The organism is Arthrobacter dokdonellae, from assembly GCF_003268655.1.
GTDB classification, from domain to species: Bacteria; Actinomycetota; Actinomycetes; order Actinomycetales; family Micrococcaceae; genus Specibacter; species Specibacter dokdonellae.
Genome location: NZ_CP029643.1, coordinates 74591 through 88984, shown reverse-complemented (window position 1 = coordinate 88984; position 14394 = coordinate 74591). Strand labels below are relative to the sequence as shown.

Genomic DNA, 14394 nt, shown 5'->3' with positions numbered 1-14394 from the left:
CATTGGCTACTTCAGTTGTGACGCGTAGTCCTCGTACGGCTTGGAAATGGTGTCATTGAATTCCTTGACCGTCAGAGCTCCCGTGAGCAGGCCCTGGAGTGCTTTGACTTGCTGGTCGTAGTAACCCGGGGCTGGCCAGTCCGGGTAGTAGGCAAGGCCATCGCTTCCCGCGAGGGTTTTGAAGGTGGTTGCTGCGGCACGGCTGTGCGTATCAGTAACGGCTGCAGGGTCGGCTGCAACGGGAACCCCACCGGAGTTGCCGAGGAGGTTTTGATTCGAGGTTTCAAGAGTGCGGTTAATGAAGTCGTATGCCAGGTCTTTGTTCTCGGACTTTGAGGGGACGACCCAAATATTGCCTCCCGATCCGGCGGTAAGCTTGTTTCCTGGGAATTGAAACTCACCCCATTGAAAGTTCTTTACCCCGGTTTTCAGCTGGCCGTCGAACCAGGATCCAGACACCATCATTGGGCTAGTACCCGAAGTGAACGCATTGAGCATGTCGGTAGCCTTGATGCCTGTGGAATCCTGACTGAAGTATCCCTTCTTGCCCCAGTCAACCAAGGTCTGGGCGGCAAATGTCCACGCCTTGTCGTTGAAGTTGACCGGTCCCTTGAACAACTGGAAGTTATCAACCCAGCTTCGGTCTGCTTGCGAGAGCGCCAGCTCATACCATAGGTGGTTGGCCCCGTATTCCGCACCGGACATCGTCAGTGGCGTAACGCCCTTGGCAACGAAGGCATCCATGGCCGATTCAAGTCCAGCCAACGTTGTGGGTACCTTGACCCCGTACTTCGCGAACATGTCCTTGTTGTAGTAAACGCCAACGAATTCACCATAGTTGGGAACGCCGTACAGGGGTCCTTCGCCGAGCACGCCACGTTGGTCATAGTGTCCAACGGCGGCCACGCTGGGCGCCATCTTCTTATCCCAACCCTTCTTGGACGCAACATCAGTCAGATCGGTGAGCAGACCCGATTTGGCTGCGAGGCCCGCCGTGGCGGAGCCTTTCGCATACTCAAGGACATCCGGTGCGCTGCTGGAGTTCAGGATCATGGTGCCCGACTGCTGGATCTGATCAAAGCTCTTCTGTTCGAACTTGACCTTTACCCCCGGATGTGCTGCTTCAAAGTCCTTCAGAACCTGGGCAGACGCCACACCCATGGCACTATCGGGGGACTCGAACCACCAGACGGTGAACGTCTTGCCGGCATTGGATCCTCCAGGCCCTCCACAACCGGAAAGTGCTAGTACCGCAGAGACCGCCACAGCGGCGACAACGGCGGCACGGCGCCGGAAACTAGGAATCTTCACTGACTCTTTTCCTCTCAGTTGATCAAACGATCCATCGTTGGGATAGCAACAGGCGGGGGCACTGCGGATCGGACCATGCCCGCCGGCAGGACGCCCTCATACCAAATAGCCACAGCGTGATCTAGACACTTCACGCAAACGTTTGAGTTAAAAGATAATGGCATATGTTCACGGAGTCAAGGATAAAAAGTCATACTTTGCACGTGATATCAAGGTTTGGGTGACGCGGTGGTCTGCCGGTTACGGATCCCTTTACGCAAACGTCTGCGTGCATCCGCTATTATTTGAAACATGGTCAAGGTGGGGCAGCAATCAGTAAATATGGTGGACGTGGCCAGAGAGGCCGGCGTATCCGTAAGTGCAGTCTCCCGCGCCCTGGCAGGCGGGAAAGGCGTGTCAGAACGCACACGCCTTAGAATCCAGCAACTGTCCGAACAGCTTGGTTACGTGGTCTCACCCGAGGCTTCGAAACTTTCGAGTGGACGCACAGGACGCGTTGGACTTGTCACGCCAACCATCAACGAGTGGTTCTATTCGAGTGTCATCGCCGGCGTGGCGGCAGAACTCACCGCAGCTGGAATCGACGTGCTCCTTTACCCTCTCAACGACTCGGATGAGAGGCGCCGGTTCTTTGAAGACCTTCCGGCGCGGCGAAAAGTCGATGCGGTCATCAACATCGCTTTTCCCCTCACCGAGGAGGAGTGGGACCGACTCGACGTAATGGGGGTCCACGCCGTAGTCGCCGGAATTATTACGCCTGGGCGTCCGTCTGTCGGGGTAGACGACGAACTGGCGGCGCGACATGCCGTCAACCACCTGTTGGGTTTGGGTCATCGGCGGATCGCCATGATCAGCAGCATTGATCCGGAAGGCGCCCACTACACTGCAGACGTCAGTCGGGAGCAGGGATATCGAGAAGCATTGTCCAAAGCCGGCATTGACGTCGATGAGGAACTCGTAGTCCCCGTGCCATGGGGCATTGATGGAGGTTCGCAAGGAATGGACAAAATTCTTACGCTGCCACATCTGCCCACAGCAATATTTGCTTTCTCCGATGAGGTTGCCTACGGAGCACTCCAAAGCTTGCGTCGGTCAGGCCTCAGCGTCCCCCAAAACATGTCGATCATCGGGATCGACGACCACCCGATGGCGGAAACCATGGACCTTACAACCGTCCATCAATCACCATTCGAGCAAGGCGTACTCGCCGGCCGTCTCTCATTGAACCTGATGAACGGGGAATCTCCCGACCAGCAAATCGTCTGCCCCGCGAATCTGGTAGTTCGACGCTCCACTTGCCCCCCTGGGGACCTCTAGCAATCGACGTGGAATATCACCCTGGAACCGTCGTTGCGGTTTGCTCCACGTGCTTTGGCCAGGGTCAGGCCTCTTCGTCTGCCTGGATTCCGTCGGTGCCCACCCCACCGAATCCGCGTTCCAGCCGGTTTACATGGGCGAGCTTATGCCACATACCGTTCGGGATTCCCGGAGCGAATTGCCCGGTACGGGTACCAAAACAGGTTGGTACCCGCTGGCCGAGAGGGGACCTGGCATGGCCGGACGTCCATGGCTCACGTAGAAAATCGGCCGCCATGCCACCCATTCAACAGGCACCGGACCCCTTAGAATTTCCGTACCGATCCTCCTTGTGGGCACACATTAGAGTTCCTGGCCGCGATGGTGCTGGTCTCGATTGGCCCGGGCGGCTGCCCGTTCGCCTTGTTCCCTGGCCAGGCGTTGCACGGTGGTTTCCGGGCCTCGTGGGGCAGAGTGCTGGCTGGCATTCTTTTCGGCGGTGAGCTTTTCGATCTGGGACTTCAGCCGCGGTTTGGCGGTCGTCCCCGTCCCCGAGGCCGTCGTCTCCCGCCCGTCCCTCGTGCCGGTAACTACACGCTGGGAGACCTGGTGCGCAGCCTGGGCCCATTGATCCGGCACCGGGGTCGTTCGCGGAACTGCCACCCTCGTAAAGACGTCCAGCGCAGCCTCATGGCGTGGCATGATTTCACCCTGGCCGGGCATGCTGGCCTGGGCCATCGCATTCCACTCCCCCGGACCCACCCGATCAAAATCCAGCTCGAACTTCGACAGCTTGGAGATCTCGTGCAACACAGCCTTGGTCGTGCGGCCGTTACCCTCACGGAACGGGTGAGCATGGTTTATCCCCGCGAACGTGAATGCGCTCAGGAACACGAAGTCCTCGTGTTCAAGGTGGTCCCAGGACGAGGACGCCACCGTGCGCATGAGCGGGCGCATATAAGAAGGGATAAGGTCCTTGCTGGCGAAGACGGAGTCCTCCTTGGACATGTTCACGGTCCGGAACTCACCCGCCCAGGGATAGACGTCCTGGAACAAATGACGGTGCACGTCCCGCAGATAGGACACGTCCGGCTCCAGGGGGATCCGCACCAAACCCTCCAAGAGCTGCCGAGACCGCTCCCCTGCGAGCTCGTACTCGGCACTCTGGAGTTCCTTGAAATCGTGGATACCCAGGTTGTTGCGAAGCACGCCATAGCCAAGCCCGTTGACAGTCTCCGGGTAGAAGTAGGCCAGCCAGGCGTCATCCTCCGGTGAAGCCACTACCGGGCCGCCTTGGCGCGCTCCACCACGCGGGCCCTGAACGCATCGAAGCTCATCTCTCCCCGCGACCGTGCAGCCAGGTCCCGCACATGCTCGACACTCGGCTCCACGCCTTCGTGCCAGGCCGCAACAAGAGACTGCTCCACAGCTTGCGCCTGCAACGGCGTCAACGTCGTGAAAATATCCGGCCACCTCATACGGGCATTCAACGACTCACTCATCACGGCCTCCTTCCTCGCTGCTGCTACCATCACGCTACGCCGTGACACTGAACAGGCCGGCCAACCCATTCCGGTGACGCCTGGTTTCAACGACATCCACCGCGATATGTCGAAGGGCCCTTTGAAGGGTCCCGGAATCGATCGTTTCCGCCGGACCCCACACCCCGACAACCACGGACCACCCCCTGGCAGCACGTCCAGAGGAGTACCGGGCCTGCAGCGGCCACATGCCGGACAGTCTTTCCTTCGGCGGGTGGTTGGATGCCGGCCATGAGTGCCTCCTGGTTTGCCGTAGCGTGGCAGCGGTGGCGCGTGCTTCGGCGAGCCGGCCCCTGAAGCTCCACAACGCCTTCGCCATGCCACCGGCCAGCGACAGCCAACTGTCCACACCCCTCCCCAACAGCAGCCGCGTTGTCACGGGCAGTCATTTCCGTGTTCGGCGGTGAAGGCTTGCGCGGCTGTCCATGCCAGGGTGGGCGTGTCCCGCAGGCGGGCCCGTTTAACGTTCACGGCTCGCCTTGGTGCTCTCTGGTCTGTTCGGCCCGGGTGCGCTGTCCCGGACGCAGGCTCCCGGGGCTGGCCCCGTCCCAGGGCCGGCCGTTGTTGTGCCTGCGCTGCAGGCGCCTCACTTCCTTCAAAGTGGCCGCCTCAATCAACTCGGAGATGGAAGCGTAGCCTTCGATCTGGCCTGCGGCCAGGAAGGCTGCCCGGTGTCATTTTCAGAAGCTGACGGCACTAAATGTCAGAAGTCCTCTTCATTACCCCCCTGGTTGGCGGTCTTGTTGCCCTATGCCTTTGCAGCAACTTCGTCTGACAAGGTCGAAGCCTGTGCCCTGCCCGTCGCGATTTTGTTACTGTCCGGCCTGTTCCCCGCTGGTGGCGTCATCGGGCAGGAAGAGTGCCGCGTCTGTTCCTTGGCCTATGAGGACTTTGCTTTCAAGGAGGTGGATGGCGGTCGCGGTTGCTTCGAGAGTGCGAAGTTGCACATCCAGTGGATAGGCTTCGTGCGGCTGCCAGCTCCGCGGCCCTAATCGCTGTGGATAGCCCGCTTCCTTCCAGAAGCGGTTGATCAGGCGCCCAGCGGTGGTGCGGCACTCGGACAGAGTTGCTCCGAGCTCGTCAATGATTGTCCGTATCAGGCGAAACCAGATTCCGGCATGAACCTGTCGTCGGGGCAGGTCGACCGATCCTGTTGTCATGGCCTGCCAGGTCCGGCTGTCCATTGCCAGGGCCGTAACGGAGACTGGCCTCGGGGTAGGCGGCTTGCGTTCCCAGTCGGAGAAGTAGCTGGCAGCTTTTGCGCGCGGTTCAAGGAGGCACCCGTGGGCGGGGCAGCTTAGCGTCAACGAAAGCAACCACAACAATTGGTACGGGTACGGTGGCACTGAGGTCGCAATACATAGCGGGCACGCCCGGAGTGCTTGTCGTGAGGGAAGCCATGCCAGCCACTCGGAGATCTCCCGCGGGCGCCGCCGGCCTGCCTGCAACAGCACGGAAAACTGTCGGGTATAGGTCGTAAACGCCTCGGCGTCCGGTTCCGTCTGATCAATAAGCCAGGGCGCCCAGCCGCTGAGGCTCATCCTTTGAATCCGGTGTACGTCAACACCTGTTCGCTGTGCCAGCTCGCGAGCGAATCCAGTTGGCGGAAATGTATCCAGGTCCTTCGGCTCGCCCAGCCCAAATCCTAAGTCCGACACGAGATCGTCAAGGTTGGCATCGTAGCGAACGGCGATTCGTCGCAGCCATGACGAGAGTGCCTCGCCGGGGATCGGTGCAGGATGCACTGGCCAGCGGCGCGAATCGGTCACAGCAGTTGCTTTTCGAACAGCTTGCGCCGTTCGCTGGGCCCGATGTAATCGGCCATGGTCAGCGTCTTGCGGTTGATCCGCTCCTCCCCGCTTTCAACTGCTACAACCGCAGCTGCAGTCAGAAGACGGGCGAGCTCTCCGATAGTGCCCTCACTACGCGCAAGCAGGTACCGGGCCATGTCCTCGCCATCGATGCGGGATGGTGAGCGGAGAGGGAACGAGGCAGCGAAGCTGGCCAACAGTGACCGGGCTTCATCGCCCACCTCCCAGAGCGGCAAAACGAACGGTTCGAACCTGTTCTCCAGCTGGTCATCTGACCTCACGGCAAGGTATGCCTCACGTGTGCCGACCCCGACAAGGGGAATGTTGAGCTCGTTGCCCAAAAACCGCAGCAGGTTCAGGAACGCGCGTCGCGTCTCACCCCGCCCGGCCAGAACGTTGTGGAACTCATCGATCACCAACATCCGAACACCCACCTCACCCAGCAGGGCGAGTGCCAGACGCTCGACGTCGACGACGCGCTGCCGTGGCCGAAACGGCGCTCCAATCGCGGAAAGCAACGCTGTATAGAACCGAAGCTCGGTTGGCTCCGCGGGCATCTGCACGCATACCACCGGAATGTGCTCCCGGTCCGGCTCAGTCCTGGGCAGATGCTGACGGCGAAACCTCTCGATGATCATGGACTTGCCGTTATTCGTCGGCCCTATCAACAGCAGATTCGGCATGCGCTGCTTCCGTGGCCACCCGAGCAGGGTTTGCAGCCGGTCCACGGCCTCGACGGCCTTCGGATACCCAATCCAGCGGTCAGCACGAATCTGATCGATCCGTTCGGAAGCCGACAGCCGAGCCGTCGCCTGCACAGCCGGGTGCAGATGCGGCAGGTGATCGTCGGCAGTCACCATTGTTCAATCTCCTCAAATGGGACCGCAGGTTTGGCCGCGCCAGGTTCCGGCGAAGCGGCAGGAGGTGTCAGTAGCGGCGGCGCAGACGCCTTTCCCATGGTTCCGGCATGGTTGCGGCGTTCGGCTTCGCGGCGGGTCCGCTTGGTCGTCTTCTCGGCAGTCTCGGAGATATGGCGCATCTGGTCGATCATTCTAAACAGCGCGGCCTCATCAACCTGAGCAGCTCCGCGTTCGTGCAGCCGGGTAAGTGCCTGCCGGTGCTCCCACACACTTGCCGCAGGGTTCGATAGCGTCCGGTACGGAACTTCGATGTACTCGGTGCCCGCAGGGTCCAGCACCCAGATCCGGCTGATGTCGCGCGGGTCCCTGCGGATGATGAACCGGGCCAGGCTTCCGCGGCGGCTGATCCAGGGTTTCAGCGCGTTGGCGAAATAGTGCACATGGTCGATGACAAACCCGCTCCGCGTCAGCTTCCGACGAATCACGGGTAGAAAGTCCACCAGGAACGCCGTTGGATTCGACGTGACTGCCGGTTCGCCGGCCGCGGCGACTCCCTCGGCCCACCGTCCGGCCGGAGTCTGCCCCAGGCCGCCGTGCACGGTTCCGTGATACGCCGCCACCGCCAACGCCAGCCACTTCTCCAGCTCGGACAGGGTCAGCGCGGCCATCTTCTCGGAGTCATACCCGCCGCGTTCGGCCGGGTTCGAGAAGGTTGTGCCTGGCAGTTCGTGAACCTTCCCCATGGCCGTGCCGATGAGACGTTCGACGATTCCGCCGTAATGCGGCCGGCCCAGCGGTCGGTAGTCCAGTTCGATGCCATGTTGCCCGCACCCCCGTGTGAGTGCTTCACTCTTGAACTCGGCGGCGTTGTCCACATACAGCGCCTTCGGCTTCCCGCTCATCGGCCAGTCCGCTTCGACCCCGAGCCGTTCGAGCCACGGCCGCTTGTCACCGGCGGCGTGGGCCAGGCATAACCCTACCGAGACCGCAGACGGCGGTTCCAAGGTCACGACCATGCCGATGATGCACCGGCTGAACACGTCGATGGCCACCGTTAAATAGGGTCGGCCGATCGGCCGGCGTTCATGCTCGTCGACCACGATCAGGTCAATGACCGTGTGATCGATCTGAACCTGGTCCAGGATGGACGCGATCGCCGGGACTTTGTCGCCTGCCGACTGCAAGGGCCGGACGCTGTCGGCGCCTTCCCGTCGTCGGCCGATCTCGACGGGATTCATGCGGGCAATCCTCGCTGTCACCGTGTTCCGTGCCGGAGCAGGCAACCCCCGCGCAGCACAAACGCGGGCAATCTCGCGGTGCAGCGAGGCCACACTGCGCTTCTGCCGCGTCATGTACCGCTTGCGCACCAGCTCGCGAATGACCTGTTCCACCGGATCCGAGAGCCGGTTGCCTCCCTTACCCCCGTCGGACCGGTGGCCGCCAAGATCAGTCGCGAGACCACTCCCCTGCCGGTAGCGCTTCAACAGCAGATACACCCGCCGCCGGGAAATTCCCAACTCGACGGCCGCTTCGTCGGCAGCGACCAGCCCAACGGTGTCGCGTTCCGCGAGTTTGCCGATCACTTCGGCCCGTAACCGGGCCTGTTCCCACGCCGTGTCTGACATCGTCAGATGGCCCGCCGACCCGATCCGATCCGGCCCCTTGTCCATGCCTGTCTCCCCTTTGAGAACAGAACTATTGAGCAACAATGACTTTAGTGCATATGAGTACTGAACAACCAGCGTTCAGAAGCTGACGGCACAACCCCGGCAACACCGGGATCGGCGTGCCGTCAGCTTCTGAAAATGACAAGGTGTGTCATTTTCAGAAGGTGACGGCACTAAATGTCAGAAGTCCTCTTCACTACGCCTGTCATTTTCAGAACGGATAGCACCCGGCTGGGAATCCCGTCGCGCATTAATGACCGGCCCAGTGCCGAAGGTACTTGCCACATCCAGGGCCACGCCCGCTCCCCATGGGGTCGTCATCGGCTAAGAAGGAACCTCACCACAGTAGCCGGCGACGCCGCAGCGCCAAGTCTTGGACCATGGGGCCCATGCCGCACCTGTCCACCGATCTCGGTCGTTCAATAAAGGGAGTGGCCAATCTATTGGGGGACGGGTGTCCACTCACAAAAGACTTGATCGGAGCCCCTCCTGACAATCGCACGTAGCAGCTCGCTGCCAACCACAACACAAACTACCCGGATGCAAGGTTGTCTGAGCACATGACAACACCCACGGTCTCCCGCCCCGCCCGGCAAGGGGCCCTTGCATGAATATCCTGTTCCGCCCCCATTTTCAGCCGTGAACTGTGAGAGTACAGTCAAGCTCAGATCATCCCGTGCATGGGAGGGGCAACGATGCCTGATTTCACCGATTCCGGCGCACGTACCGGTGAAGCGGGCGAAGGCCATGCCGCGCCCCCTGAATCCAACCCGCCGTCTCCCACCACTGCTGGTGCGCAGGGAAAAGATGAAGCCTGCAGCGACGCCCACGGAACCGACGCAGTCCGCAGGGAAGCCATGAGCCACACCCATGCCGCATCAACGGGCACGGCACTCCAGAGGCTGGGAACCATCCGGGGCGTGCTTTGCCTGGTCGTTCTTTTGGCCCTGACAGGATGTTCCGGATCGCAGTCGGGCAACCCCGGCGCGCAGCAGAGCCCTTCCCCCCTCCCGGAACCCTCGCCCACTCGCTCCCTGGAACCCTCACCAATCACCGGCATGACAGCACGGCAGCTCCTAAGTGAGTGTGGCCTCGGGACGCTGGCATTCCACCAACCGCAGGGAGTCACGGAAGGGCGGCACTTCACATTAAGCGTGGCCGTCACACCACCCGGGTCCACGGCAAATCCTTCCGCCGCGCTACCCCCCGCGCCCGGACCCGTCATCACGAAATACCCGCAGTTGTGCGAGTTGGTGACGCCGGTCCTCACGAGCTACCCCATTGGCGACTTCACCATAACGCCGGCCCCAGGACAATCGAATCCCCAGCTCCTCTCGGCGGACCGGGCCACACCGTGGAGCTGGGATGTTCTGCCTCTAACGCACGGGCCGGCCGAACTCATTTTGAATCTATACACGTCCATCGCCAACGTGCCGGTGTTTATTGAACCCACGACGTATCAGATCAATGTGGCGGTGGCGCCCGTTTATGAATTCTCGAACTTCATCAAGGACTGGGCGGCGCCGCTGGGCATTGGCGTGCCCAGCGTCGTGGCGGCCGCCGGCGCCCTGTGGCTGTGGATCAAGAAGCAGCGCAAAACCCGTCAACGCCCTCAAAAGCAGCAAAAGGCCCACCAACGGAAATAACACATTGTGAACGGGGTGTACGGGCCTTCAGCGGCAACGGAACGGACATCCACAGCAACTCACAACAGTTAGCGGTTTACATGGGGCTTTGGTCGATTAAGGGCGTGGAACAGGTGAAATTCCCGACAGCGAGGTGGGGGGGGTGGCCCCGGCCGTCTGAACTGAAGGGAGACCCCCCTGCCGGGGCCCGGATAAAGCCGTTATGCGCCGCACCTGTTCCAACGGTGGCCCTTGCGTCAGGGGTTGTGGCGCTGCGGCGGCTGCGTGTCGGCGCGTTAGGCTGGGCCTATCCACCATGACCCATCGGGAGGGATAAGACCAGAATGCAGGGCGACGACGGGCCCCACCCCGAGTGGGATCAGCTCTACGCCGCAGGCGTGCCCGCAACCCGCATCGCCGAACTGGCCGGGGCAAAGGTGCCCACCGTGAAGAGGCACCTGGAACGCCGTCGCGCCCTGGACCCGGAACTCGCCGCCAAACACAATGCGGCACCACGAAAGCCCGGCCGCCAGTGGCACAGGCGCCTCCTTGAACTCCGGGACTTCATCACCACCCACGCCCGCTACCCCGCCATCCACGGCCAAGAGACCGGCGAAACCTCCCTCTACGGTTGGCTCCGCGCCCAGCGCCACGCACTGGTGACACAAACACTGGGCTGGGAACGGGCCAGGGAACTCGGCGAGCTCCTCGGAGACTGGGTCACCACCGACCTCGAACGAGAACAAGACACCCAATGGCGCCAACGCCTCGCCGACGTCATTGCATTCGTGGCCGGGCAGGGAAGGCTCCCCCGCCACCGTCCGGTCACAACCCAGGCCGAAAGCTCACTCTCGATCTGGCTCCAAACCCAAAACAACCACGCCCACCACATGCGCTTGGCACAATGGCGGCTCGAAGCGCTGGAGGAGGCCGTACCCGGGTGGAGAAAACCTCGGCACCGGCAGCAGAACACTGGCATCGACACGCCCTGAACGTCCGTGACGCCGAACGGCCCGCAACATACATGCCGTCCCACTCCGGATGTGCCCGTTGGAGCTGGTTGTTCGCTTTGGCGTGAAGATACGCTTTGCGGGCCATTGACGCGTGTTCCCTGGCTTGGCGAACCGGGTTGCGTCTAGATTTTGAACCAGGACTGACTTTAATATTTCTGTCCAGACAGTATTATTGTCTCTTAAGATGTGCGCGGATGGCCTCGTCCAGGAAGTCAACGACCGTCTTGCCATGTTCGGCAAGGTAGTCGTCCAATTCGTCTCGAAGACTGATTTCGATTTTGGACGAGAAGGGCTCCATTCGTCGCTTGGAACGTGGCCGTCCAGGGCCCAGCCTGACTCCCCCTCCAGTCCCGGCAGGGCCGATTGCGGAGTTCCGGACTGGTTCCTCCGGTTCATGGGCCAAGGCTGCTGCGGATATGTTCGCGGATTGCTGTGTCAGGGTTTCGACTACGTCTGCCGCTGGCGCCTTACGAATTGAAGACTTCCTGTCGATGGTTGCCATTATTTTCCTCTATCCAAGCGGCGTGCGTGTTCAACGAATATTTCGGTCAGTGCCGCAGCTCCAGGTCCCGAAAGTTTGGTAAGAGCAGTTCTGGAACTGACAGAGTCCTGCATTGCCGTGCGCTGTGGTATGACCGGCAGGATCACGCTGTCACCGTACTCAGCTTGAAGCTCGCTGATCTGGTATGAATGTTCTCCCGTCAACGGCGCGCTGGTCTTGTTGATGACGATGCCCGAGAATTCCAGGCTTGGGTTCAAGTGAGGTAGGGAGGTCACTTTTTTTACCGTTTCGAGAAATTCAGTTACACCCCGCACTGAAAAAGCCGCGGCTTCGGTGACGGCGAGTACGCGGTTGGCCCATATGAGGCCGTTGAGCGTAAGCCGACCCAAGGCGGGCGGGAGGTCTAAAAGGATGTGGTCGTATGGTTCAAGTTCGACCGAGTTCCATGCTGATGTTTTGAGGCGGAGTTCCGGAGTCATTAGAGTTTCAGATTCGATGCGTGACAGGGATTCAGAACCTGGAACTGCGTCTATTCCCGTCCATGAAGTGCGAACAATGGCCTGGCCAAGCGTTCCGGCCTCCCCCCCGTAGAGGACATCAAAGATATCAAATTCCCCTTCGGCTTCCAGCGCTGTAGTCGCGTTAGCCTGCGGATCAAGGTCCACCACGAGGACGCGCCGCCCCAACAGACTTAGTCCCATGGCCATGCCAAGGGTCACTGACGTCTTGCCTACTCCGCCTTTGCGGTTTCCGATCGCTGTAACCACTGCTGCCACGGGCTTCTCCTTGGTTTCTTTATGTCCATAATGACAGATGTACGTCAAGCAATCAATTTAGACGTATGTCAGTCAATATGGACGTATTTACGACCATCTTTCAATACGTCATGACATAATTATTTATTTTGTAGTCCGCTGAACTCAACCCTTGGGATGGTCGGTACCGGAGTCTGCGATTACCCTGCATCACCGGGGGCGGCACGCCAGATATGTCAATCAATACGGATGTATTTACGACAATCTTTCAATACGTCATGACAGAATTATTTATATTGTAGCCTACGTGAACCCGGGCACTGGGATGGTCGCTACGGGAGTTCACGTTTACCGTGCATCACCACGCAACGGGGGAGCGGCACATTGGATGACAACGCAACATGTCTAGGCGGGCGCCGTTGAGGACCTCGACGGGATCCCCGGCCTGCGTGTCCCTGCTCGACAGCTCCCGGTCCTCCTGGAGCTGGCCTGAAGTGACAGGCATCCATGTCGCCCGGCTCGCGGAGAGTTCTCGAGCGTCTTGAAACCCTTGGCTATGGGAATTGAGGCATGGGTCTGTAGAGATGACCTTCGAAGTCGCCGCGCTTGCTTGAAATCTAGGCGATTGGTCGAGGAGAACCGTGGAGTAAGGAGGTGCCTTGGGAAGCTCAAGCTTTTCAAGACACCCGCTGATGCTTACCTGGCACCCCGAGCCAGCTTTAGGAGTACCGGGCCCTGAGTGGCGCCCGGGCGGCTGGGGGAGCGGTGGGCCTCTGGACCGTGTCTGTTTGACCGGCTAGGATCGAATATATAAAAGAATTAAAAAATTTAGTCGCATGTAAAGAGGTGGCGTGCAAAACCCATTCAAACCCACGGCCGGGGCCCGCCCGCCGCTGCTCGTGGGCCGGGAAGACCTCCGCCAGGATTTTGCCGAAAGCCTGGAGAACGGACCGGGCGCACCAGGGCTGCTGTCCATTTTCTCAGGCCCCCGGGGCATCGGGAAAACTGTCATGCTCGGGGAGATCGAGGACGAGGCCATTGAACATGGCTGGATTGTCATCTCCGAGACGGCAACCTCCGGGCTCGTGGCCAGAATCGCCGACGCTGTCCGCACCGCTTCCGAGGAACTCGGGGACGGGCCGGCCGGGCGCCGTGTCACAGCCCTGACGATCGGGCCCGTCCGCGTGGACACCCAACTGCCACCACCGCGCGAAGTCCACTGGCGCCGAGGGGTGACCGAGCTGCTCACCACCCTGGACGGGTTCGGAACCGGACTGCTGATCAGCGTCGACGAAATCCATGCCGTGGACCGCAGCGAGCTCGCCGAGCTGGCCGCCGTCGTCCAGCACCTGATCCGGGAAAACCTGCCCGTCGGCCTCGTCATGGCGGGCCTTCCCAAAGCCGTCGAGGACCTACTCTCCGAAGGGGTCTCCACCTTCCTGCGCCGGGCCGAACGGTACGACCTGCACGCCACCTCCATCCCTGAAGTGAAAGCGGCATTCCGGGAAACCTTCCAGGACAGCGGAGTGGACGTCGACGACGAGCACCTCGACATGCTGGCCACCGCCACCGGCGGATACCCCTTCCTCATCCAACTCGTCGGCTACCACGTGTGGAGCCAGGCCCGGCGCACCGGAGGACCGGTGACCGACGCCGTCCTTGAAGCAGGGCTGTCCAAGGCGCGGCGGCGGATGGGTGCGACCGTCCTGCAGTCCGCCTATGGGGCGCTGTCCGCAGTGGACCAGTCCTACCTGCTGGCCATGGCCGAAGACGACGGACCCTCCAGCACCGCCGCGATCGCTGAACGCCTCGGCGTGGACCTGGTCTACGGCGGCCAATACCGCCTGCGCCTCATCGCGGCCGGCGTCATAGCACCCACCCGCCACGGATACGTGGACTTTGCCGTACCCACCTTCCGCGAATTCCTCCGCAACGCCCCCGCATACGGGCTGCGACTACACCCGCCCCGCCGGCCAGGAACCCGAGGCCAAACAACACAATAATTCACGATCA

General features: G+C 61.0%; 12 protein-coding genes. 4 read left to right on the top strand and 8 right to left on the bottom strand.

The annotated features are described in order from the left end of the window. Positions 1–6: 6 nt before the first annotated feature. Positions 7–1311 (bottom strand): ABC transporter substrate-binding protein, encoded by a 1305-nt coding sequence (locus DMB86_RS19840; RefSeq protein WP_227878801.1) that lies wholly within the window; start codon positions 1309–1311, stop codon positions 7–9. Positions 1312–1602: 291 nt separating this feature from the next. On the opposite strand from DMB86_RS19840, the gene DMB86_RS19835 reads away from it, so the two are divergent. Further along, the gene (locus DMB86_RS19835; protein ID WP_227878800.1) at positions 1603–2628 is read left to right on the top strand and encodes a LacI family DNA-binding transcriptional regulator; all 1026 of its coding nucleotides are present in this window, start codon (positions 1603–1605) and stop codon (positions 2626–2628) included. A 342-nt stretch (positions 2629–2970) separates the two neighbouring features. On the opposite strand, the gene DMB86_RS19830 is transcribed toward DMB86_RS19835, so the two are convergent. From DMB86_RS19830 to DMB86_RS19805, 6 genes are all read right to left on the bottom strand, one after another. Next, positions 2971–3888, bottom strand: a complete 918-nt coding sequence (locus DMB86_RS19830) for a Fic/DOC family protein (protein ID WP_171814625.1) — start codon at positions 3886–3888, stop codon at positions 2971–2973. Then, positions 3888–4109: an antitoxin VbhA family protein gene (locus tag DMB86_RS20700; RefSeq protein WP_171814624.1), complete on the bottom strand. Its 222-nt coding sequence runs from the start codon at positions 4107–4109 to the stop codon at positions 3888–3890. Before DMB86_RS20700 ends, DMB86_RS19830 begins: the two co-directional genes overlap by 1 nt. A gap of 506 nt (positions 4110–4615) precedes the next feature. Beyond that, positions 4616–4807, bottom strand: a complete 192-nt coding sequence (locus DMB86_RS19820) for a ParB family protein (protein ID WP_171814632.1) — start codon at positions 4805–4807, stop codon at positions 4616–4618. Positions 4808–4960: 153 nt separating this feature from the next. Next, positions 4961–5917 carry a TniQ family protein gene (locus tag DMB86_RS19815; protein ID WP_113719773.1) on the bottom strand — a complete coding sequence of 319 codons (957 nt, stop codon included), beginning with the start codon at positions 5915–5917 and terminating at the stop codon, positions 4961–4963. Continuing rightward, complete coding sequence (locus tag DMB86_RS19810) at positions 5914–6819, bottom strand: TniB family NTP-binding protein (protein ID WP_113719772.1); 906 nt, start codon at positions 6817–6819, stop codon at positions 5914–5916. The genes DMB86_RS19815 and DMB86_RS19810 overlap by 4 nt, the downstream gene beginning before the upstream one ends. After that, positions 6813–8489: a Mu transposase C-terminal domain-containing protein gene (locus DMB86_RS19805; protein ID WP_113719771.1), complete on the bottom strand. Its 1677-nt coding sequence runs from the start codon at positions 8487–8489 to the stop codon at positions 6813–6815. The genes DMB86_RS19810 and DMB86_RS19805 overlap by 7 nt, the downstream gene beginning before the upstream one ends. 692 nt (positions 8490–9181) lie before the next feature. Here DMB86_RS19805 and DMB86_RS20435 point away from each other — a divergent pair. Continuing rightward, positions 9182–10132: a hypothetical protein gene (locus DMB86_RS20435; protein WP_129545613.1), complete on the top strand. Its 951-nt coding sequence runs from the start codon at positions 9182–9184 to the stop codon at positions 10130–10132. Between the two features lie 323 nt (positions 10133–10455). Further along, positions 10456–11103, top strand: a complete 648-nt coding sequence (locus tag DMB86_RS19795) for a hypothetical protein (protein WP_113719769.1) — start codon at positions 10456–10458, stop codon at positions 11101–11103. 522 nt (positions 11104–11625) lie between these two features. On the opposite strand, the gene DMB86_RS19785 is transcribed toward DMB86_RS19795, so the two are convergent. Continuing rightward, complete coding sequence (locus DMB86_RS19785; RefSeq protein WP_227878813.1) at positions 11626–12402, bottom strand: ParA family protein; 777 nt, start codon at positions 12400–12402, stop codon at positions 11626–11628. An 830-nt stretch (positions 12403–13232) separates the two neighbouring features. Between DMB86_RS19785 and DMB86_RS19780 the strand changes: the two genes are divergently transcribed. Beyond that, complete coding sequence (locus tag DMB86_RS19780; RefSeq protein ID WP_113719767.1) at positions 13233–14384, top strand: ATP-binding protein; 1152 nt, start codon at positions 13233–13235, stop codon at positions 14382–14384. Positions 14385–14394: the final 10 nt, after the last annotated feature.

What these genes read in the sequence shown, in the direction of transcription:
- DMB86_RS19835 (WP_227878800.1), top strand. Translation starts at nt 1,603, where the DNA reads ATGGTCAAGGTGGGGCAGCAATCAGTAAATATGGTGGACGTGGCCAGA.
- DMB86_RS20700 (WP_171814624.1), bottom strand. Translation starts at nt 4,109, where the DNA reads ATGAGTGAGTCGTTGAATGCCCGTATGAGGTGGCCGGATATTTTCACG.
- DMB86_RS19810 (WP_113719772.1), bottom strand. Translation starts at nt 6,819, where the DNA reads ATGGTGACTGCCGACGATCACCTGCCGCATCTGCACCCGGCTGTGCAG.
- DMB86_RS19805 (WP_113719771.1), bottom strand. Translation starts at nt 8,489, where the DNA reads ATGGACAAGGGGCCGGATCGGATCGGGTCGGCGGGCCATCTGACGATG.
- DMB86_RS20435 (WP_129545613.1), top strand. Translation starts at nt 9,182, where the DNA reads ATGCCTGATTTCACCGATTCCGGCGCACGTACCGGTGAAGCGGGCGAA.
- DMB86_RS19795 (WP_113719769.1), top strand. Translation starts at nt 10,456, where the DNA reads ATGCAGGGCGACGACGGGCCCCACCCCGAGTGGGATCAGCTCTACGCC.